The following is a 19697-nucleotide window of genomic DNA, read 5'->3' on the forward strand; positions in this document are numbered from 1 at the left end:
TAACTAACTCAATTGACTACATTGTATTCCCAATAGTCCGACTTGTCAATTGCATATTAACACTTAAATTATAGAAGGAAGCGTAATTAGTAATAATCCGTCATTTTATTTGATTTCATTCTACATAAGCTTTTATGACTCGACATGTTTTGCTAATTTAAAAAACCACGTACTTGAAATACGTGGTTTTTAACTTTATTTGGCATACTTATCATTACGTTCCCAAAGTCTTAAATAAGGAAACGGATCAAAAGCCCATTCCGTTCGCCCGTTATATTTGTACATACCGTAGTGAAGATGCGGAGCAAAGCGTCCAGACGTACCCTCTTTACCGTAACCGGAACTCCCGACATACCCAACGACAGTACCCGGTTCAACAATGTCCCCCTCTTTAACCTCCTTATTAAATCCCGATAAATGGGCAAAATAATGGTACGTATTATGAACATCGCGGATTCCTACGCGCCAACCACCAAAGTCATTCCAGCCCATAATTTCAACTTGCCCGTATGTTGTTGCCCTAACCGGCACACCATACGAAGCAAATAAGTCGGTTCCTTCGTGTATGCGGCGTCCGCCCCACCCTCTACTAACGCCCCATGTGCTTCGATAACTGTAGTTATTTTGGACCGGTAGAGGGAAGACCCGCTCATCCAAATTCAAAGTTTTGAAATGACCATAAATCTTAGCGATTGTGATAATTTGATTTACCGTTTCTTTTCGCTCATAAAAGTCCATGAGTGCGCGTTTAAAACTTTTTTCACTATAACCATAAGAACTGATATACATGGCCATCGTGTGTAGCGCATCATCGGGATCTTCCGGATTGGCATGCCCATCTAGGTTGCCGTCACGACCATTCCCATTAAAAAATGCGAGCGATACTAATGAGTGATCTTCTGTATTGGGGTTAAGTGCACCAGACCAAAACTCTTCTGTAAAATGAATCGCAATTGGCCCTTCTTTTTTGGGTATGTCCATTCGAACTTGTTGGATATTTCGTTCAAACTGGTCTACAGCCGCGAGATAATACCAAGGTAAGGTCGGACTTGCATATTTCACATAATAGTCCATTCTTTCCTCCAACTGTTCTTCCCGGGTTGGTTCCTTTTCAGCGGAAGCGGAAGCAGACGAGAGAACTAAAATTATGATTGTTGAAAACAGCAATCGAAGCCATACTTGCAATTAAACAACCTCCTTTTGCCTATTCATTTAGCTTCCCCAATTCAAATTTTTTCATGAATAAAAAAATAACCGTCCTTCCCATAGAATGGGCTAGACGGCTATCTACTTACGGTATAACATTATTATCTTTTTGAATTAAAGCCTTCGTGCTCGTTCAAAAGCTCTTCGAAACTTTTATTCTTTTCACGTTCTTCACGTTCTAACTTAAGTTGTTTTTGACGCTTTTCTTCATTTTCTTCTGCAACTTTTGTCAGCGTAGTTTTAGCTGCCTTAAGTTTCGCAAGGACATCATCGTCTAACGAATCGGACAAAGTCGGTGCTGCGTTCTCTTTTCTCGCAGTTTGTTGAACTGTATTTCTTTTTTTACGATTTGACAATGTAATTCACCTTCCTTCTATTAAGGACGTTTAACGATTGTTGCAACGCCTTGGCCTCCGCCGATACAAAGAGTCGCAAGTCCAGTTTTAGCGTCACGGCGTTTCATCTCATGAAGTAGTGTGACAAGGATCCGTGCACCACTTGCTCCAATTGGATGTCCAAGTGCAATCGCGCCACCGTTGACATTTAATTTTTCGTTGTCAAATTCAAGTTCTTTATCTACTGCAATAGACTGTGCGGCAAATGCTTCATTCGCTTCCACTAGATCAATTTCCCCAAGGTCCATACTTGCACGTTTAAGGACATTTTTGACGGCTTGAACTGGACCGATTCCCATTACTGCCGGGTCTACTCCGGCTCCCGCATTTGCAACAATTGTAGCAAGTGGCGTTAAGCCAAGCTCATCTGCTTTTTCTTTCGACATGATCACAAATGCCGCCGCACCGTCATTAATACCCGAGGAGTTTCCTGCAGTGACACTGCCGTCACGTTTAAATGCAGGACGTAGTTTGCCCAGCTTTTCCGCAGTAGAACTAGCACGTACGTATTCGTCCGTATCGAAAATAACTGGGTCTCCTTTTCTTTGCGGTATTTCTATTGCAACAATTTCTTCTTTAAATTTACCAGTTTCAATTGCTGCTGCTGCTTTTTTCTGAGAATTTGCAGCAAATTCATCTTGTTCTTCACGTGTTATGTCATAGCGGTCACACAAGTTCTCCGCTGTTGTGCCCATATGATAATCGTTAAATGCACACCATAGCCCATCAGAAATCATGCTATCAACGATTTTTTTGTCGCCCATTTTAAAGCCTTCACGACCTTCTTTTAACAAGTAGGGTGCTTGGCTCATATTTTCCATGCCGCCTGCAACGATTATGTCAGCATCCCCTGCGACAATTGCCTGACGCGCAAGATGTACTGCTTTCAACCCTGAGCCACATACTTTGTTAATAGCCATGGCAGAAACAGTTTCTGGCAATCCAGCTTTGATTGCTGCCTGTCTTGCTGTATTTTGACCGAGTCCAGCTTGTAATACGTTCCCCATAATTACTTCATCCACATGCTCAGGTGCAACACCTGCGCGTTCTAACGCCTCTTTAATAACGATTGCCCCAAGATCGACTGCCGGTACATCTTTCAATGAACCTAGAAACGATCCAATCGCTGACCTTACCGCACTAACAATAACCACTTCGTTTGACATAAAATAATTCCCCCTTAGTTATCCCATCGAACAAGTTCTTGAATTTAATTTGCTTGTACGAGCATCCCTTCACTATAATAAAAGTTAGGAGGGATGTTATGTTCATTTTAGCAGACAATGTAACGATAATCGAGGTAGGTCCACGTGACGGCCTTCAAAATGAAAGTAAACACGTACATACAGATGATAAACAAGTGTTTATTAATGCGCTCCAACGGGCAGGAATTAAGGAGATGGAGTTAACTTCTTTCGTATCTCCAAAGTGGGTTCCACAAATGGCGGATGCAGAAGCTATTGTTAAAAATACCGAGCCAATGGGACGTCAATTTGTGCTAGCGCCAAACGCAAAAGGAGCGGAACTTGCACTTGCAGCAGGGGCACGCAGTGTAGCAGTATTTGTTGGTGTGAGTGATTCATTTAACAAGAAAAACATTAACCGAACAACTGATGAAAGTATTGAAGCGCTCTTGCCGGTCTTTTCTCGATTAAAAGAGGAAGGTATTTTTATTCGCGCGTGTATTTCTACCGCATTTTACTGTCCATACGAAGGGAAAATAGAACCAAAAAAAGTCGTGGACTTATGTAAGAAGTTTGTCGATATGGGGGCTGACGAACTAAGTGTTGCGGATACAATCGGCAAGGCGAATCCAAAACAAAGTTATATGCTGTTTAATTTATTGAAAAAAGAATTACCAAATACATTACTAACTGCACATTTTCACGATACACGTAAAATGGCGATTGCCAATATTTATGCGGCACTTCAAGCTGGCATCTCTCGTTTTGACTCTTCTGCCGGTGGTTTGGGCGGTTGTCCATTCGCACCAGGGGCAACGGGCAACGTAGCGACTGAAGATGTTGTGAATATGCTAGATACATTAGGCATTGAAACAGGTATTGACGTGAAAAAAGTTTGCGAAGCAGTAGACTTAATCGCTCCGCATGTATCGGGACCGATTGAAACAGGAATGTATAGATTGTTTAAAAACAGCCAGCTTTAAGGGGGGCGAAATACCTGTGAAAAAGCGCGTTATATATATTGTTGGGATTTTATCAAGCTTGGTTACTGCTATCCTGACCATTTTTGGCGTAGTCGCAACGAACAGGCTAATGTATTTGAAAGTGAAAGATCCCGAAGTCATTATAAAGCGTGAAACCGTTGCTAAACGGTTCGATAAAACATGGTATGAATTTGTTCGAAAAGAGGAACTATGGATTCATTCACCTAATGGTTATTTACTAAGTGCAATCTATTTAAAGCCCCTTGATACGGAACGCACGGTTATTATTTGTCACGGGGTTACGGAGAATAAAATAAATTCGATTAAATATGCACGACTTTTTGAACGACTCGGCTATAACTCCGTCATATATGATCACAGACGGCACGGTGGTTCCGGTGGTAAAACAACGAGTTTCGGCTTTTATGAGAAAACTGATTTACAGGCAATCGTTCACTATATTCGGGAAGTCATTGGGGACAATGCGCTACTCGGTATTCACGGAGAATCGATGGGCGCGGCAAGCACAATCCTTTACGCTGGGACATATGAGGATGAAGCCGATTTTTATATTGTCGATTGTCCTTTTTCTGACTTTACGGAACAAGTTCTTCACGTCATGCGAACGGTGACACCTCTACGAAGTACAAAGGTCCTTCGAATAGCAAACTTGTTTTTGAAAGTTCGAGATGGCTATACGCTAAACCTTGTTTCTCCAAGAGAAGTCATTAAAAACGTGGATAAACCAATGCTTTTTATCCACAGTTTGGAGGATGATTTCATACTTCCCTATATGACTTTGGAAATGTACGAAGCAAAACTAGGGGACAAAATGTTGAAGGTATTTGATGTAGGAGCTCATGCTAAGTCTTATAATGAAAATTCAAAGGAATATGAGGAAACAGTCGTAAAGTTTTTGGATAAATATATTTATAGTAAAAGCAGGCTTTAAGTCAATTGTTCGGGTGATGTGAAATTAGCATGTCACCTTCTTTTATACAAAGTATATTGATTTCCATTCCAGTCGGCGCTTTCCGTGGGGCGTGAGGCGAGCCGCTTCCTTCGCTTTGCTACGTCCAGGGTCTCACCTGTCACGCTAAATCCCACCGGAGTCGCCGACTTCCACTACAATCAACTAAACCCGTAGATCTAAATAATAAATCATCGGCTAAATGAACACCAAGTTCTTTCTATTTTAATGATTAATCAAACTCTTTCTCGCACGTGGTTATAGCGACTTAGTTCACACTTTCTTTGGTCCGATGCACGATATTCTTTTTTAACTCTTTGTCGTACTGGACTAATACCCCAACAAATATTATAGAACAAAAAACACCCGTTGAGATTTACTCAATGGGTGTTTTTCTACTTATTTCTTTTCTTTTTTTACCTTTTTAGGTTTCTTTTCCTTTTCACTAACTTTATTCATCTGATTCATCATCTGATTAATACGCTTTTGTGAAGGTTTTTGACCCATCTGCATCATCATCATGCGCAACATTTCTTCATTAATCGGCGGGTTCTCTTCTAAGTATTTCATCATATATCGACGTGCAATGAAAAATCCAAGGGCCACACCTGCTAATAGCGCGACAACGATTCCTATTATCCACCAAATCATCCGCTATACCTCCTTCACTTCAGTTGTCCGATTTTACGGTTCCATGAAGGATTATACAGGACTGGGCGGCTTTATACTAGCATTTTATCGAAAAATTGCTTCTGTCTCCATGCGCCGATCCGGAAATTTGATTGGTTTCAACCAACCCCACTCCCCGTGCCCATCCATTACCGCGAAAAATCGGTCGCCAGCTTCAGATAGCGCAACGAATAAGTCTAAGTCCAACATTCGTGATCCATCACAATAAACGGATAATGAATAGGGCGATATTGAGATAAGAATAGAACCTTTAACGGGATGTGTTAATTTGTACTCGCCATTTTCTCTTTCAATTGTCTCGAATACTTTTCCCAGTTTTGAAATAATTGCATCATCAATTGCCTGGCGTTCAAGAACGTCACATAAGTAATGGACTTCTTTTAAATCCTCACTTTGTCCATCATTTCTTTTTAACAATTCGTATAAAAGTTGTTCACGGCCAATTACAAATTGCTCGTATTCTTTTTTCACCTTATATATACCGTACGAACGCATAGTCGCCACCCCCTTATATAGAAGTGTACAGGCTACGTTTAGAAAAGTCTGTCACATCATGAAAAGGAACACTACTAGTTTTGTCGGGTTTTGTCATTACTGTCTATTCACAAGTTAGAGTAGTATTAGTGGCACTTCACTCTTTATCCTTAAACCTATAATTTCCGATAATCAAAAAAAAGCTGTCCAGAAACCGATTTTCTTTCGGTTTTGAAACAGCTTTTACTTTATATTAGTTTAGTAACGCTTTTACTTTTGCAACAACATTTTCTTCAGTGAAGCCGTATTTCTCTAAAATTATATTCCCCGGCGCACTTGCACCGAATGTGTCAATCGCAAGAATATCCCCTTCATCGCCAACATATTTATGCCAGCCTAGTGATACACCCATTTCGATTCCTAGACGTTTTTTCACGTCTTTTGGCAAGACACTTTGCTTGTAAGCATCGTCTTGTTTTTCGAATAGATCCCACGAAGGCATAGAAACAACAGATACATCAATACCTTCTGCTAGAAGATTTTTCTGTGCTGCGACAGCAAGGCTAACTTCTGATCCTGACGCTAAAATCAGTGCATCTGCCGTAGCTTTCGTTGACGGAGATACAACATATGCTCCCTTAGAAACACCTTCCATTGCTAGTTCAGCCGTAGTAGCTAGAACTGGCAAGTTTTGACGAGATAAAATAAGTGCCGTCGGTGTTCGGTCAGATGATACCGCCATTTTCCAAGCTGCAGATGCTTCGTTTGCATCTGCTGGACGAATAACAGAAAGTCCTGGCATTGCACGTAGTGAAGAAAGTTGCTCAACTGGTTCGTGTGTTGGACCATCTTCCCCTACAGCGACACTGTCGTGTGTGAACACGTATGTGACCGGAACTTGCATAATAGCGGAAAGTCTAATTGCTGGACGAACGTAGTCACTGAACACGAAAAACGTTGCGCCAAAGACATGTAAGCCGCCGTGTAGAGCCATTCCGTTTAGTGCAGTACCCATTGCAAATTCTCTTACTCCAAACCAGATATTACGGCCAGCGTAATCGGATGGTAAGAATGCTTCAGACCCTTTAATTGTTGTGTTGTTAGATCCTGCAAGATCCGCACTTCCTCCGAATAGTGAAGGTACAACTTCTGCAATTGCGTTGATTGCATTACCCGATGCTACTCGTGTTGCAAGGGATTCGCCCTCTTCGTAAGTAGGAAGCGATTCTTCAAAGTTCTCTGGTAGGTTACGCGCAATTGCATCTTTTAGCTCAGTTGCAAGTTCCGCATGTTCAGCACTATAACTTTCGAAAAGCTCGTTCCACTCTTGTTCTTTTTGAACACCCATTGTGTCCGCTGCTTCTTTAAACGTCTCATACACACCATCTGGAACATGGAAATCTTCTTCGAAAGTCCATTTGTAATAGTCTTTTGTCAGCTTCATTTCTTCTTCGCCTAGCGGTGCACCGTGTGCGTCTGATTTTCCAGATCTGTTTGGTGAACCATAGCCAATAACTGTTTTAACTTCAATCATAGTAGGTCCGCCAACATTGCCTTTTGCATCTTCAATTGCTTTATTTAACATGCCTACGTCGTTACCATCTTCAACTCGAATGTAGTTCCAACCGTAAGATTCAAAGCGCTTCTTAATATTTTCAGAAAATGACATATCTAGATCGCCATCAAGTGAAATATCATTGCTATCATAAAGAACAATCAATTTGTCTAATTGGAGATGGCCTGCCATTGAAATTGCTTCCGCCGCCACACCTTCCATTAAATCTCCATCACCACAAAGTGCATATGTATAGTGATCGATTACATCAAAGCCTGGTTTGTTGTATTTCGCAGCAAGGTGCTTTTCAGCCATCGCCATTCCAACAGCCATTCCAATTCCTTGGCCAAGTGGACCTGTAGTTGCTTCTACTCCTGCTGTATCACGGTATTCAGGGTGACCTGGTGTTTGCGATCCCCATTGTCTAAAGTTTTTAATTTCTTCCATTGGAAGGTCGTATCCACCTAGGTGAAGTAAACTATATAAAAGCATTGAGCCATGTCCAGCCGAAAGTACAAAACGGTCTCGGTTGAACCATTGTGGGTTCGATGGATTGTGGTGCATCTGTTTTGTCCATAGTGTGTAAGCCATTGGTGCAGCTCCCATTGGTAATCCCGGATGGCCTGAATTTGCTTTTTCGATTGCATCAATTGAAAGTGTTCGGATAGTATTAATTGCTAATTGGTCAATTTGTTGAGTCATTATATTTAATCTTCCTTTCTAAATCGTATCAATTTCTACCTATACATCTTATAGTTTAGACAACCTTGCTACTAAATACAATTACTTTCACGAATTATTAAATTTCAGCCTTATTTGAGATGCTTGCGATTACGGGCATTTTTTACTTTTTCTGGTGTTACATCTGTACCCTCTGGGTCAATAACTTGTACATTTTCGATTGTTTCACGCATGGATGATCGGAATGTGGCGAGGTATTCCTTTCGTAACATGGTCTGCTCTTTCGCCTCATCAATTGAAAGTCCTTCAGTTTTCGACTTTCTTGATAATTCATTTATGCGGTCGATTTTATCCTTAGGTAACATAAATTATTCCTCCACTAAATTTACTTTGAATATATATGTTTGAAAAAGGTGCGTAATAAATAAGGAAATCGTTGAAACGGCTTACTTTCCGCCTTATCCAACAATTCCCAAGTGTATTTAAAACTTGTTATTTACTTACATCTACAATTCCAACGGAAGTAAAATTTCGGGCAAGGCATCCCAATATCCGGGAATTAATCACTCAATCTATCCCTTCTGCACCGTTGAAGTAAATGTAGCCTTCATAATCCCAACACATATACTTAGCTAAAATGTATACAAAAAAAGCAGGAAGCGCAATGATTTAGCCTTCCTGCTGAACTTTATATTCTTTAAAACGGCGATGGATAGTCGCCTTACTTACATCATGTCCTAACCCTTTCAAAATACCTGTGATTTCTTCAAAGGTCAGTCCTTTGTTGCGTAGTGAGACGATTTCACTTACAGGGACCTCGATTCTTTCCCGCCCTTCCGCATTCCCTCTGTTTTTCAAATTATCTTCAGGACGATAGCCTTCCCTTACCGCACGCTTCATGCCGCGACGTATTTTCGCATTGTGAAGTTTGCGTTGATATTCTTCCACCACAGCAAGTATTTCTAAAAGCATCGTGTCCATCTCATTTAAAGCAATTTGTCCGTTATCACTATGTGTATAAATTTCTGTTTCCGTTTTTGCAAGAAGGTGTAAAACTGCCATACGTGCATTTCCCCGACCTATTCTTGTTTCATCTTGAACGAGGACGACATCGATTTTCTCGTCACGAACGAAATCTAAAAGGTCGAGCAGCCCATCGCGTTCAATATCGAACCCACTATGTTGATCGCTAAATGTGCCCGCAATTGAAAATCCTAGTTTTTCAGCCAGTTGTTCTAGTTCTTCCTCTTGCCTTGTTAAGGACATTTCCTGCGCTTCCTTATCTGTACTCACTCTACTATAAATGACACATTTTTTGTTTTGTAGTTTCATTCACTGTCACCTGCAAGATTCGTTGCAACATCGTTTTCATTTAAACCTTGTCGACGTGGAATCTGCAATTCCTTTCCTACTTCAATTGTTGTGGATGTTAGCTTGTTTAAATTTATCACTTCTTTTATCCATTTGTCGGTTGGCACATTATTTGCGTATAAGAGTGAGTAGCCCCAAAGTGTATCGCCCTCAGTCACAATCACTTTTTCGTAAGCGACTTCGTTTGCTGCCTTATTAACATTTAAAATTGTGAACATCAGGCAGAAGACAATGACCAAAATTAAATAACTATTATTTTTTATAAGTTTCATGATTAATCGCCCCTCATCGAATGTTTGTTCGGAATCTATGTTCTCATCATAAAATATAATTTTATACTTGTCAAGATTTTTCTCGAACTAACGTTTGTATTTTGTTCTAACCGCTGATATACTATTCGTAATAAGGGAATTCGTGTTCGAGTGGAATCTTTCACTCTGTACGAAAAATACTATTTTAAAGAGGTGAATGGGATGACAAAAATATCAAAAAGACAGGAATCCATCATGGATTTTATCAAATCTGAAGTAAGTCAAAAGGGTTACCCACCCTCCGTTAGAGAAATCGGTACAGCAGTCGGTCTTGCATCGAGTTCTACGGTTCACGGCCATTTAGCTAGATTAGAAAGCAAAGGGTATATTAGAAGAGATCCTACAAAACCACGTGCCATTGAGATATTAGATCCCGAGGGTCTAGAAGCATTTAAACCAGGGGTTCTTACTGTTCCACTAGTTGGAAAAGTGACCGCTGGCCTTCCGATCACAGCGATTGAGAATATTGAAGAATACTTCCCGCTTCCAGAAACTTTCGGTACAGCGGAAGACAATATTTTCATGCTTGAAATTGTCGGAGACAGTATGATTGAAGCAGGTATTTTGAATGGCGACTATGTCGTTGTGAAACAACAAAACACTGCACAAAACGGGGATATTGTCGTTGCAATGACGGATGAAGACGAAGCAACTGTTAAACGCTTCTTTAAAGAAAAAAACTATTTCAGGTTGCAACCTGAAAACTCTTTACTAGATCCCATTATCGTTGACAGTGTCTCGATTCTTGGTAAAGTTGTCGGAGTCTACCGCAATATCCAATAAAATAATAAAGTAAAAGGAGTTGTACTCATCTTTTGATGAGTACAACTCCTTTTTTCATTTCGTATGAATCAGACGTTTTGAAATCAGCTTACCGAGTGAGGACAGGACGGCTATTTTAACATGTTCATAGGTGAGCCCGCCTTGTACATAGGCAGTGTATGGAGGTCGAATTGGACCATCTGCAGTCAACTCAATGCTAGAACCCTGAATAAATGTTCCTGCTGCCATAATCACCTTATCTGTATAGCCCGGCATATAGGATGGTTCTGGAGCAAAATGCGCATCAATCGGGGAATTTTCTTGAATTGATTGACAGAAGGCAATCATTTGCTCTGCGTTTTCAAACGAGACTGATTGAATTAGATCGGTTCTCTTCGTTGAATAATGTGGTGTCGTTTCTAGGCCGTAACTATCCAGTAGCGCAGCAGTGAAAAGGGCGCCTTTTACTGCCTGGCTCACCACATGCGGTGCAAGAAAGAAACCTTGGTACATTTCACGGAGTGTATCAAGCGATGCGCCTGCTTCAGCTCCGATACCCGGCGACGTTGTACGATAAGCACATTGTTCAACGAGATCTGCGCGTCCTGCGATGTAACCCCCTGTTCGAACAAGGCCCCCGCCTGGATTTTTTATTAGGGATCCTGCCATTAAATCGACCCCAACATCAGTTGGCTCCTGCGCTTCAACAAATTCACCATAACAGTTGTCTACGAATACAATTAGTTCTGGATTTATCGCTTTAATTTTTCGAACCATTTCCCCAATCTCATCGACTGTAAATGAGGGACGATCCGAATACCCTTTGGATCGTTGAATGCCAATCATTTTTGTTTTGCTATGAATGTTCTTTAACACTTCTTCGAAATTGACCGAACCATCTTCATCTAAATCAATGTGTTTGTATGTAATTCCGTAGTCATAAAGAGAACCCGTATCTTTCCCGTTACCCGTCACGATGGCGTCGAGCGTATCGTAAGGTTTCCCTGTTATGTATAGCAATTCATCGCCTGGTCTAAGAATCCCGAACAAGCTAATTGATATTGCATGTGTTCCCGATATGATTTGGTTCCGAACTAGACACGCTTCAGCACCGAACGCCTCTGCATAAACGCTTTCAAGTACGTCCCGACCTTCATCGTCATATCCGTATCCGGTTGAGCCTGTTAAGTGAAAATCGCTCACTCGATTTTTTTGAAAAGCTGCGAGTACTTTCTTTTGATTCGCATAAGCAATTTTTTCTATGCCTGCGAAGTAAGGAGATAGTTTTTGTTCGATTTCCGCTGTTCGATTTTCTACTTGTTGTTCATCATTTGAGCTCATTGTAATCGATGCCTCTTTCTTATCTATTGATATTACCTAATTTTATCAGTTTGCCGCGCTACGTCAATGTTCCTATAATTCCTATAGTTGAAACTACTCGATTTTCTAGTTATATAATTAAAGATATTGAAATGGGGGAAGTTCGATGGCTTGGGATGTATCTTTCCGATTGCAACGGAAATCAACGGTTTATTAGAGTTCCTCGTAAGGTTAGGGTCGTTACTTTAACTATTTAGAGAGTCATGTTTTGGATTATTGAAATCAATATAGTAAATATAAAACCGGAACATGGCTTCTCATTTGCCCGTTCCGGTTTTTTCTCACTGTTCGAATTCTAAGCTAACTGATTTTGCTGGCACATATGTTGAAATAGCATGTTTATAAATGAGTTGCTGCTTGCCTTCGGTTTCAAGAAGGACCGTGTAATTATCATACGATTTAATAAGGCCTTTCAGTTGGAAACCATTCATTAAAAATACTGTAACCGGGATATTATTCTTGCGTAATGAATTTAAAAAGACGTCTTGCATTTTTCCTTGTTTCATAACAATTAACTCCTCCTGTTGTCATAACTTTTCTATGTTCCCATTAACTACTTTCGCCCTAAGTTGTCCGAATCCTTCAATTCCTTCGAAACTTCTTCAATTATTTCTTCAGTTCCTGCTCCAGCATCAAACCACGTGACGGATAACTTGTTTCTAAAATACGTCAATTGCCTTTTTGCATAATTACGCGTATTTTTTTTAATAAGCTCTACAGCGTTGTCCAACGATATTTTACCTTCAATATATTGATGAAGTTCTCTGTAGCCAATGGCTTGCACCGACTGCATATTTCGAACGCCCTGATCCCACAAAGTTTTCGCTTCTTCTAGAAATCCTTGCGCCATCATAATATCGACCCGTTTATCAATCCGTTCGTATAACAGCCCCCGGTCCATATCCACACCAATCAAAAGATGATTGAAAAGTGCATCCCTTCCGACATCCTGTTCATGGTCACCTTTAGTCATCCCCGTCACTTCAATAATTTCTAACGCACGAATGATTCGTCTATGGTTGTTTGGATGGATTTTTTCCGCATCAATCGGATCTTTAGCAACAAGTTGCTCATAGAGATGGTCTGAACCTTTCTCTTCAAGTTCTCGCTCGAGTCGATTGCGTACATCGATGTCGGATGCTTGTTCTGTAAAGCGAAAATCATACAAAACCGATTGGACATATAACCCAGTCCCGCCTACAATAATTGGCATTTTTCCACGGCTTTGAATTTCTTTTATCCATTTCCGGACTTCCGTTTGGTATTCAGCGACCGAAAATGTTTCGGTTGGCTCTTTTAGATCAAACATATGATGTGGTATGCCTTCCATTTCCTCTTGGGTAATTTTAGCCGTACCAATATCAAGTCCTTTATACACTTGTAGCGCATCACCATTTATCACTTCTCCGTCGACCAATTTAGCAAGGGCTAAACTAAGCGCAGTCTTCCCTGAAGCTGTTGGTCCCACGATTGCAATCACATCTAAATTATTCGTCATCGTTTTTCAATCCAATTAAGTACAGCTTGAACCGTTTCGTTCCGTGTTGGATCATTCAACAGTTCATGTCGGCCACCTTCAAGGAGTAACACTGTCACATCTTCAATTCCTGCATCATCGTATTGACGTGCTACTTTCCATACCCCTTTTCCGTAATTCCCAACCGGATCATCAGTTCCTGAAAAAAGTAGCATAGGCAATGTTTTCCGGATTTTGGCAACTTCGTTTTTGTTATGAATTAAGCTAAGACCGCTAAATAAGTCTAAGTAAAATTGAGTCGTTGGGATAAACCCACAGTTTTCATCTTTCACATATGTTGAGACAAGCTCACTACTTTTCGAAAGCCAATCAAACTTCGTTACAGGACGATCAACCTTTTTATTGAATGAACCAAATACAAGCGAATCGAGGGTTTCATTAGGCTGATTGAATCCATCTTTCTTACCCATTGCGTATGCAACTGCTTGGCCAGCATAACGGGCAATTCCAGGGTCGGCTCCTGTACCCGATAACGCAACAAGGTCAACAACATCGCCATGCAATTGGATAAAGCGCCTAGCTATAAACGAACCAAAACTATGCCCCAAAAGAATGTGATTTAACGTAGAATCGTATGTTTTCATATGAGTAATGACTTCATAGGCATCTTCAACGACTCGATCAAATCCATTCGAATCAGCTAAATGTCCTTTCAAGCCATTCAATTGCACCGTTTTTCCATGTCCTCGGTGATCATGTCCCGAAACGACATACCCTTTTTCTATGAAGAATTGTATTGTTGAATCATAGCGTCCTATATGCTCCGCCATACCGTGAAGTAAATGAATATGCCCGACAGGTTTACCTTCGGGATGTTTTATAAACGCATATAAATTGAAGCCATCTGACATTTCAAGCGATAGTTCTGCCACTACGTTACACCTCCACTTTCCCCTTGTTCTCTGTCTAAGTAAACCTCAGACTACCCGATTACATATAATCGTAGTCTAAAATGTATTTACATGACCCTTTTAAACATTTTCTCAATTTCATATGACGTAAAGTGAATGAGGACTGGCCTGCCGTGTGGACATGTAAATGGATTCTCCATTTCGGATAAATCATTTAGCAATCTCTCCATGTCCGACATAGTCAGATGATGATTAGCCTTTATAGAACGTTTACAGCTCATCATAATTGCCGCTTCTTCACGAAGTTTCCCAATATCAATTTTCTTCGATTCCAGTACCTGTTCTATAAGATTTTCAATCACTTCCGTTTCCTCACCTTCCGGGAACCAAGTCGGAAATTCCCGTACAATGTAGGAAGTCGGTCCAAACTCTTCTAAATAAATCCCTACTTCTTCAAGAAGGTTCATACTTTCTTCAATCCTGGCCTTTTCATCAGCAGAGTAATGAAACGTATGGGGGATCAAAAGAAGTTGCCGTTCCTCGTTTTTAGTTTCTTTTAATTTATCTCTAAAAAATTCATATTTAATACGTTCTTGCGCAGCGTGTTGATCAATCATGAAAAAACCATCTTCATTTTGCGCGACAATATAGGTTCCGTGAACTTGTCCTACTGGAAATAACGTTGGAAATGTAGGTGCCGGCGTGCTTTCTGGTTCCTCCTCGGTCGAGAAGGGCTCTTTAAGCGTCCACTGGTCATCCTCAACCCGTTCTGCTCGTTTTTCATACAACGGCATGGCAGGTTCCGGAGGCGCCTCTACGCGCCTACTAGGCGGTTGTTCCGGACGCGTACTTTTCCAGAGACTCACCTGTTCTGACTTTTCAGGTTTAACAGGGCTCTTTACCGTGGCCCCGGGAACAATTACATTTTTTCGTATCGTGCTTTGTATCGATTCCTTAATGAGATTTAGAAGTTCTCCTTCTTTACTCATCCGAATTTGTTGTTTTGAGGGGTGTACGTTTACATCCGTTAAGAATGGATCCCCTTCAACATTAATAACAGCGATAGGAAATCTACCAATTGGTAAGAATGTATGGAATGCATCCAGTACTGCTCTATTAATCGCATAGCTCTGAATCCATCTGCCGTTCACAATAATCGTCATATAATTTCTGGATGCGCGTGTCATTTCAGGTAACGTAACAAACCCATGAACTGCATAATCCGCATTCGCTCCTTGAAATGGAACCATTTTTCGCGCTGTAGTCATGCCGTATATATCCGCTAACACGCGAAGTTGGTCACCCGTTCCTGATGTTTGTAATAGGGTTTGATTATAATGGGTGAGTTTGAATGCAATCTTCGGATGACTGAGCGCTAGTCGATTGACAAGACCTATTGTGTGCCCAAGTTCTGTTTGAATGGTCTTCATATATTTTAACCGAGCCGGTGTATTAAAAAAGAGTTGAGAAACGGTGATATCTGTTCCTTTTCGAAATGCGGCATCTTCATGTTTCACAAGTTGTCCACCGTCAATAAAGACCTCTGTTCCCGTACTTTCACCGTCCGATGTCCAAAGTTTAATTTTGGCCACGGAAGCGATACTCGCAAGTGCTTCTCCGCGAAAACCGAGTGTACGAATACGAAATAAATCATGCTCATTGGAAATCTTACTCGTTGCGTGACGTTCAAATGCCCGAACCGCATCGTGTTGCGACATTCCTTTTCCATTGTCTGTGACACGAATCAGCATAAGGCCAGCTTCCTCAAGTGCGATTTCAATCACCGTACTCTCTGCATCAATCGAGTTTTCAACGAGTTCCTTCACAATCGAAGCAGGCCGTTCAACAACTTCACCTGCCGCTATTTTATTAGACAATGTATCGTCCATCACTTTAATAATATCCAAGTTGGTCACCCTTTCTCAGAGCGGAGCTTTTCTTTCAGTTCAAAAATGTAATTCATAGCATCGAGCGGCGTCATATTAAGCACATCTTTCTCATGCAAATCGGAGAGTACTTCTTTTTCTTCATCTGAAATATTGACTTGCCCTTCGTTAGGTAAGTTAAAGAAGGCGAGTTGCTCTGGTTCAGTTGTCAATGTCACAAGTTTTTTCTCGCTTTCAAAGCGCTCGAGTAATTCTTTTGCGCGGTCAAGAAGTGGAGCAGGAAGCCCTGCAAGATCCGCAACATAAATCCCGTAACTCTTGTCTGCGGCTCCCTTCATCACTTTGTGAAGGAAGACAACCTTTCCGTCCTGTTCCATCGCTGCAACATGAACGTTTTCAAGTCTTGCAAGTTCCTGATCCAGTGTTGTTAGTTCATGGTAATGCGTTGAAAACAATGTATTCGCGCCAATCTCATCATGAATGTATTCCATCATGGCTTGCGCTAGGGACATGCCGTCATAAGTAGACGTCCCTCTTCCAATTTCGTCGAATAACAATAGGCTATTTTCAGTTGCGTTCGCAATCGCTTGTTGGGATTCCATCATTTCCATCATGAATGTACTTTGACCGGATGCAAGATCATCTGCTGCACCTATTCTTGTAAATATTTGATCGGTTACTGGTAGAGCTGCGCTATCACACGGCACATAACAACCAATTTGGGCCATCACGACGGTTAATGCAACTTGTCGCATGTACGTACTTTTACCGGACATATTCGGTCCAGTAATAAGCAGCATATTCGCGTCTTCCGTCAACAGACAATTGTTCGGAACGTAAAGAGCTTGGTCCATCATTTTCTCAACGACGGGGTGCCGCCCATTTTTCACTTCGAGCGCTTTACCTTTATGAAATGTAGGTTTTACATAATTCCATTTTTCTGCAACATTAGCAAATGATAAAAGAACATCAAGTTCGCTGAGTACGGATGCAAGCTCCTGGATTTCTGTTATATGTTTTTTCATCTCATCACGGATTGTCCCGAATAACAGGTATTCAAGTTCAAGTCCTTCAGCATCAGCGTTTAAAATTAAATCTTCTTTTTCTTTTAGTTCTGGCGTTATATAACGTTCCGCATTCGCAAGTGTTTGTTTCCGTTCATATCGTTCGAGATCTGCCAGATGTATATTAGACTTTGTGATTTCTATAAAATAACCGAATACCCGGTTATACCCTATTTTCAACGTTCTTATGCCAGTTCTTTCACGTTCATCTAATTCCAGTTGAGCTAACCAATCCTTACCATTTCTTGTTGCATCTCGGTACTGATCTAATTTCACGTCAAATCCATCTTTGATGACGCCGCCTTCTTTTAGTGTAATCGGTGGATTCTCTGCGATTGCTGCGTCAAGAAGCGTACGAGTCTCTTCACATACATTAATACGATTCGCAAATTGTTCAAGTAACGGTTTTCCCGAATTAGCAAGAGCCGTTTTTATTTGCGGCACTTGTCGGAGTGAATTTCTTAGCTGAGCGAGATCTCGTCCACTTGCCGAGCCCATTGAAATCCGACCAGCAAGTCGTTCCAAGTCATAGACTTCACGTAAGTTTGTCTTTAGTTCGTCGCTTAAGAAATATTCTTCAAGAAGTTCAGTTACCGCATCAAGTCGATTTTCAATGGCCACTTGTTCCGCAAGCGGTTGGTGGATCCACATTTTCAGTTTACGTGCACCCATTGCTGTAACAGTTTCATCAAGTAACCAGTAAAGCGTTCCTTCCTTTGTTCCGTTACGAATTGATTGAACTAGTTCTAGGTTTCGCATCGAGTTTGCATCGATTGATAGTTTGGATTGCTTTCGAAGAAATTCAAACGGACGCAGGTGATCAAGTGATCTCTTTTGCGTTCGTTTAACATACGAAATGAGTCTGTTACATGCCTCCACCACTTCTTCCGGAACATTTACGGGCAATGGCAGCGCTTCTTCACTGTGTTCAATGGATAGTGTAATATTGCGTTTTGCCATACTATCGCTAAGAGCGATGTGAAGCCCTTCCCCGACAACTACTTCTTTCATACCCAGTGCTTCGATTTCAGAGATTAACGTACGTTCATCTCCTTCAACATATTGAACCTTTCCTTCACCTGTGGATAAGTCTAGATAGGCAAGCGCATAGTTTTTATCGTCGATAATATCAGCCGAGCCGATAAAATGATTGGTATTAGTATCGAAGCTTTTTCCTTCAGTCATCGTACCAGGCGTCACAACCCGAACGATTTCACGTCGAACAAGCCCTTTTGCTTCACTTGCACTTTCCGTCTGTTCACAAATCGCCACTTTATGGCCTTTTCGTACCAGCGTTTCTATATAACCTTCAGCCGAGTGATAAGGCACGCCGCACATCGGGATTCGGTCGCCTTTGCTCGCATCGCGGCTTGTTAAAGTAATTTCCAAGATTTGAGAGGCTGCTACTGCATCTTTAAAAAATAATTCATAAAAATCGCCAAGTCTAAAGAATAGAAAGGCGTCTTCTTGTTCTGCTTTTAATCTTAAGTATTGTTGAATTACCGGTGTATATTCTTTCATATGTATGTACCCTCACAATAAATTTATGTTTTGTATTCATTATAACACTTTTTCATATACCATCTGTCATTTTGCTGGATAATCCATTCGAATTAGGGTCGTCCATTCAAGTTAAGTGTTCGGGAAGATTGTTATATATATGTTCATTAGTGGAGTCAAACCAGGCACTAAATACCATTCCAGAAAACTAAAAAAAGCCGGAGGAATTTTCCGGCTGTTTAATATGATGAGGAATCTTTACCTTTTTTATGACCATGAGAATCGTCTTTCTCATCGCAATGGTCCTTCTTATGACCGTGGTGGTGACTCGACGACTCATCATTGATTGGCCACTCCTCCTCAAATGTATGAGGATGGACAACAACACATATTTTTGTTTCACCCACAACTTCCGCAACTAATTCACGCTCTACGCAAACAATAAAGTTGTCGCCGCACTTTGAAATAATTGCTTCCGTACAATTTGGATGCTGTATGACGTTGACGATAATTTCCTCATGCCTTGACGTTGGTTCATCCCGATAGTGTAATCTTATTCGGTCTTTATAAGAAACAGTTTCTGTAAACACCGACGTTTTTGAATGATTATTATGAGAGTACCAAACGTTTATATCAAACTTACCAGACACTTCAACATATTTACCAACCTTTTTTGCTTGATGCGTGTGATTAATCACCCAACAGCCTAGTATACTAGTCGGTTTGTTCGGCGGGCACAATGTTTCTTTTGTATCTGTCCGTTTTTTACCCTTAGCAACAATCGCCTTCGTTACAATTTGTCTTAAGTCCTTCAGTTTTCTTCCTCCTCCGTTCGCTTCAATTCATCTTATGCACATGAAGCCCAGAGGGTGAAAAAATCGGCAGGAAATTAATCCC

General features: G+C 40.9%; 19 protein-coding genes. 3 read left to right on the forward strand and 16 right to left on the reverse strand.

The annotated features are described in order from the left end of the window. Positions 1-195: 195 nt before the first annotated feature. From KSU66_RS00545 to KSU66_RS00555, 3 genes are all read right to left on the reverse strand, one after another. Positions 196-1185: a M23 family metallopeptidase gene (locus tag KSU66_RS00545; protein WP_269049458.1), complete on the reverse strand. Its 990-nt coding sequence runs from the start codon at positions 1183-1185 to the stop codon at positions 196-198. A 122-nt stretch (positions 1186-1307) separates the two neighbouring features. After that, entirely contained in the window at positions 1308-1562 is a 255-nt protein-coding gene (locus KSU66_RS00550; RefSeq protein WP_269049459.1) for a YqkE family protein, read from the reverse strand. Positions 1563-1582: 20 nt separating this feature from the next. Further along, positions 1583-2767: an acetyl-CoA C-acetyltransferase gene (locus KSU66_RS00555; protein ID WP_269049460.1), complete on the reverse strand. Its 1185-nt coding sequence runs from the start codon at positions 2765-2767 to the stop codon at positions 1583-1585. Positions 2768-2865: 98 nt separating this feature from the next. On the opposite strand from KSU66_RS00555, the gene KSU66_RS00560 reads away from it, so the two are divergent. Both KSU66_RS00560 and KSU66_RS00565 read left to right on the forward strand, forming a co-directional pair. After that, entirely contained in the window at positions 2866-3768 is a 903-nt protein-coding gene (locus tag KSU66_RS00560; protein WP_269049461.1) for a hydroxymethylglutaryl-CoA lyase, read from the forward strand. A gap of 16 nt (positions 3769-3784) precedes the next feature. Continuing rightward, positions 3785-4720 carry an alpha/beta hydrolase gene (locus KSU66_RS00565; RefSeq protein WP_269049462.1) on the forward strand — a complete coding sequence of 312 codons (936 nt, stop codon included), beginning with the start codon at positions 3785-3787 and terminating at the stop codon, positions 4718-4720. A gap of 417 nt (positions 4721-5137) precedes the next feature. On the opposite strand, the gene KSU66_RS00570 is transcribed toward KSU66_RS00565, so the two are convergent. The 6 genes from KSU66_RS00570 to yneA all read right to left on the reverse strand — a co-directional run bounded on the left by KSU66_RS00570 (position 5138) and on the right by yneA (position 9781). Continuing rightward, positions 5138-5389 (reverse strand): YneF family protein, encoded by a 252-nt coding sequence (locus tag KSU66_RS00570; protein WP_443028917.1) that lies wholly within the window; start codon positions 5387-5389, stop codon positions 5138-5140. 84 nt (positions 5390-5473) lie between these two features. Further along, a complete protein-coding gene (gene sirA / locus KSU66_RS00575) occupies positions 5474-5923 on the reverse strand; it encodes a sporulation inhibitor of replication protein SirA (protein WP_269049463.1) in 450 nt (149 codons plus the stop codon). A gap of 232 nt (positions 5924-6155) precedes the next feature. Beyond that, entirely contained in the window at positions 6156-8159 is a 2004-nt protein-coding gene (gene tkt, locus KSU66_RS00580) for a transketolase (protein ID WP_269049464.1), read from the reverse strand. Positions 8160-8269: 110 nt separating this feature from the next. Next, positions 8270-8503: a DUF896 domain-containing protein gene (locus KSU66_RS00585; RefSeq protein ID WP_269049465.1), complete on the reverse strand. Its 234-nt coding sequence runs from the start codon at positions 8501-8503 to the stop codon at positions 8270-8272. Positions 8504-8807: 304 nt separating this feature from the next. Further along, entirely contained in the window at positions 8808-9470 is a 663-nt protein-coding gene (locus KSU66_RS00590) for a YneB family resolvase-like protein (protein ID WP_269049466.1), read from the reverse strand. Next, the gene (gene yneA, locus KSU66_RS00595) at positions 9467-9781 is read right to left on the reverse strand and encodes a cell division suppressor protein YneA (protein ID WP_269049467.1); all 315 of its coding nucleotides are present in this window, start codon (positions 9779-9781) and stop codon (positions 9467-9469) included. The genes KSU66_RS00590 and yneA overlap by 4 nt, the downstream gene beginning before the upstream one ends. Positions 9782-9982: 201 nt before the next feature. Here yneA and lexA point away from each other — a divergent pair, with 201 nt between their 5' ends. Then, complete coding sequence (lexA, locus tag KSU66_RS00600; protein ID WP_269049468.1) at positions 9983-10603, forward strand: transcriptional repressor LexA; 621 nt, start codon at positions 9983-9985, stop codon at positions 10601-10603. A gap of 54 nt (positions 10604-10657) precedes the next feature. On the opposite strand, the gene KSU66_RS00605 is transcribed toward lexA, so the two are convergent. The 7 genes from KSU66_RS00605 to cotE form a co-directional block, all read right to left on the reverse strand. Next, positions 10658-11923: a methionine gamma-lyase family protein gene (locus KSU66_RS00605; protein WP_269049469.1), complete on the reverse strand. Its 1266-nt coding sequence runs from the start codon at positions 11921-11923 to the stop codon at positions 10658-10660. Positions 11924-12243: 320 nt separating this feature from the next. Then, complete coding sequence (gene hfq, locus KSU66_RS00610; RefSeq protein ID WP_269049470.1) at positions 12244-12468, reverse strand: RNA chaperone Hfq; 225 nt, start codon at positions 12466-12468, stop codon at positions 12244-12246. Between the two features lie 47 nt (positions 12469-12515). Beyond that, a complete protein-coding gene (miaA, locus tag KSU66_RS00615; protein ID WP_269049471.1) occupies positions 12516-13460 on the reverse strand; it encodes a tRNA (adenosine(37)-N6)-dimethylallyltransferase MiaA in 945 nt (314 codons plus the stop codon). After that, positions 13457-14371, reverse strand: a complete 915-nt coding sequence (locus KSU66_RS00620; protein ID WP_269049472.1) for an alpha/beta fold hydrolase — start codon at positions 14369-14371, stop codon at positions 13457-13459. The genes miaA and KSU66_RS00620 overlap by 4 nt, the downstream gene beginning before the upstream one ends. An 86-nt stretch (positions 14372-14457) precedes the next feature. Continuing rightward, positions 14458-16257, reverse strand: a complete 1800-nt coding sequence (gene mutL / locus KSU66_RS00625) for a DNA mismatch repair endonuclease MutL (RefSeq protein WP_269049473.1) — start codon at positions 16255-16257, stop codon at positions 14458-14460. A gap of 5 nt (positions 16258-16262) precedes the next feature. Then, the gene (gene mutS, locus KSU66_RS00630; RefSeq protein ID WP_269049474.1) at positions 16263-18821 is read right to left on the reverse strand and encodes a DNA mismatch repair protein MutS; all 2559 of its coding nucleotides are present in this window, start codon (positions 18819-18821) and stop codon (positions 16263-16265) included. Positions 18822-19039: 218 nt separating this feature from the next. Continuing rightward, complete coding sequence (gene cotE, locus KSU66_RS00635) at positions 19040-19615, reverse strand: outer spore coat protein CotE (protein ID WP_269049751.1); 576 nt, start codon at positions 19613-19615, stop codon at positions 19040-19042. Positions 19616-19697 lie beyond the last annotated feature (82 nt).

The organism is Sporosarcina sp. G11-34 (assembly GCF_026931025.1).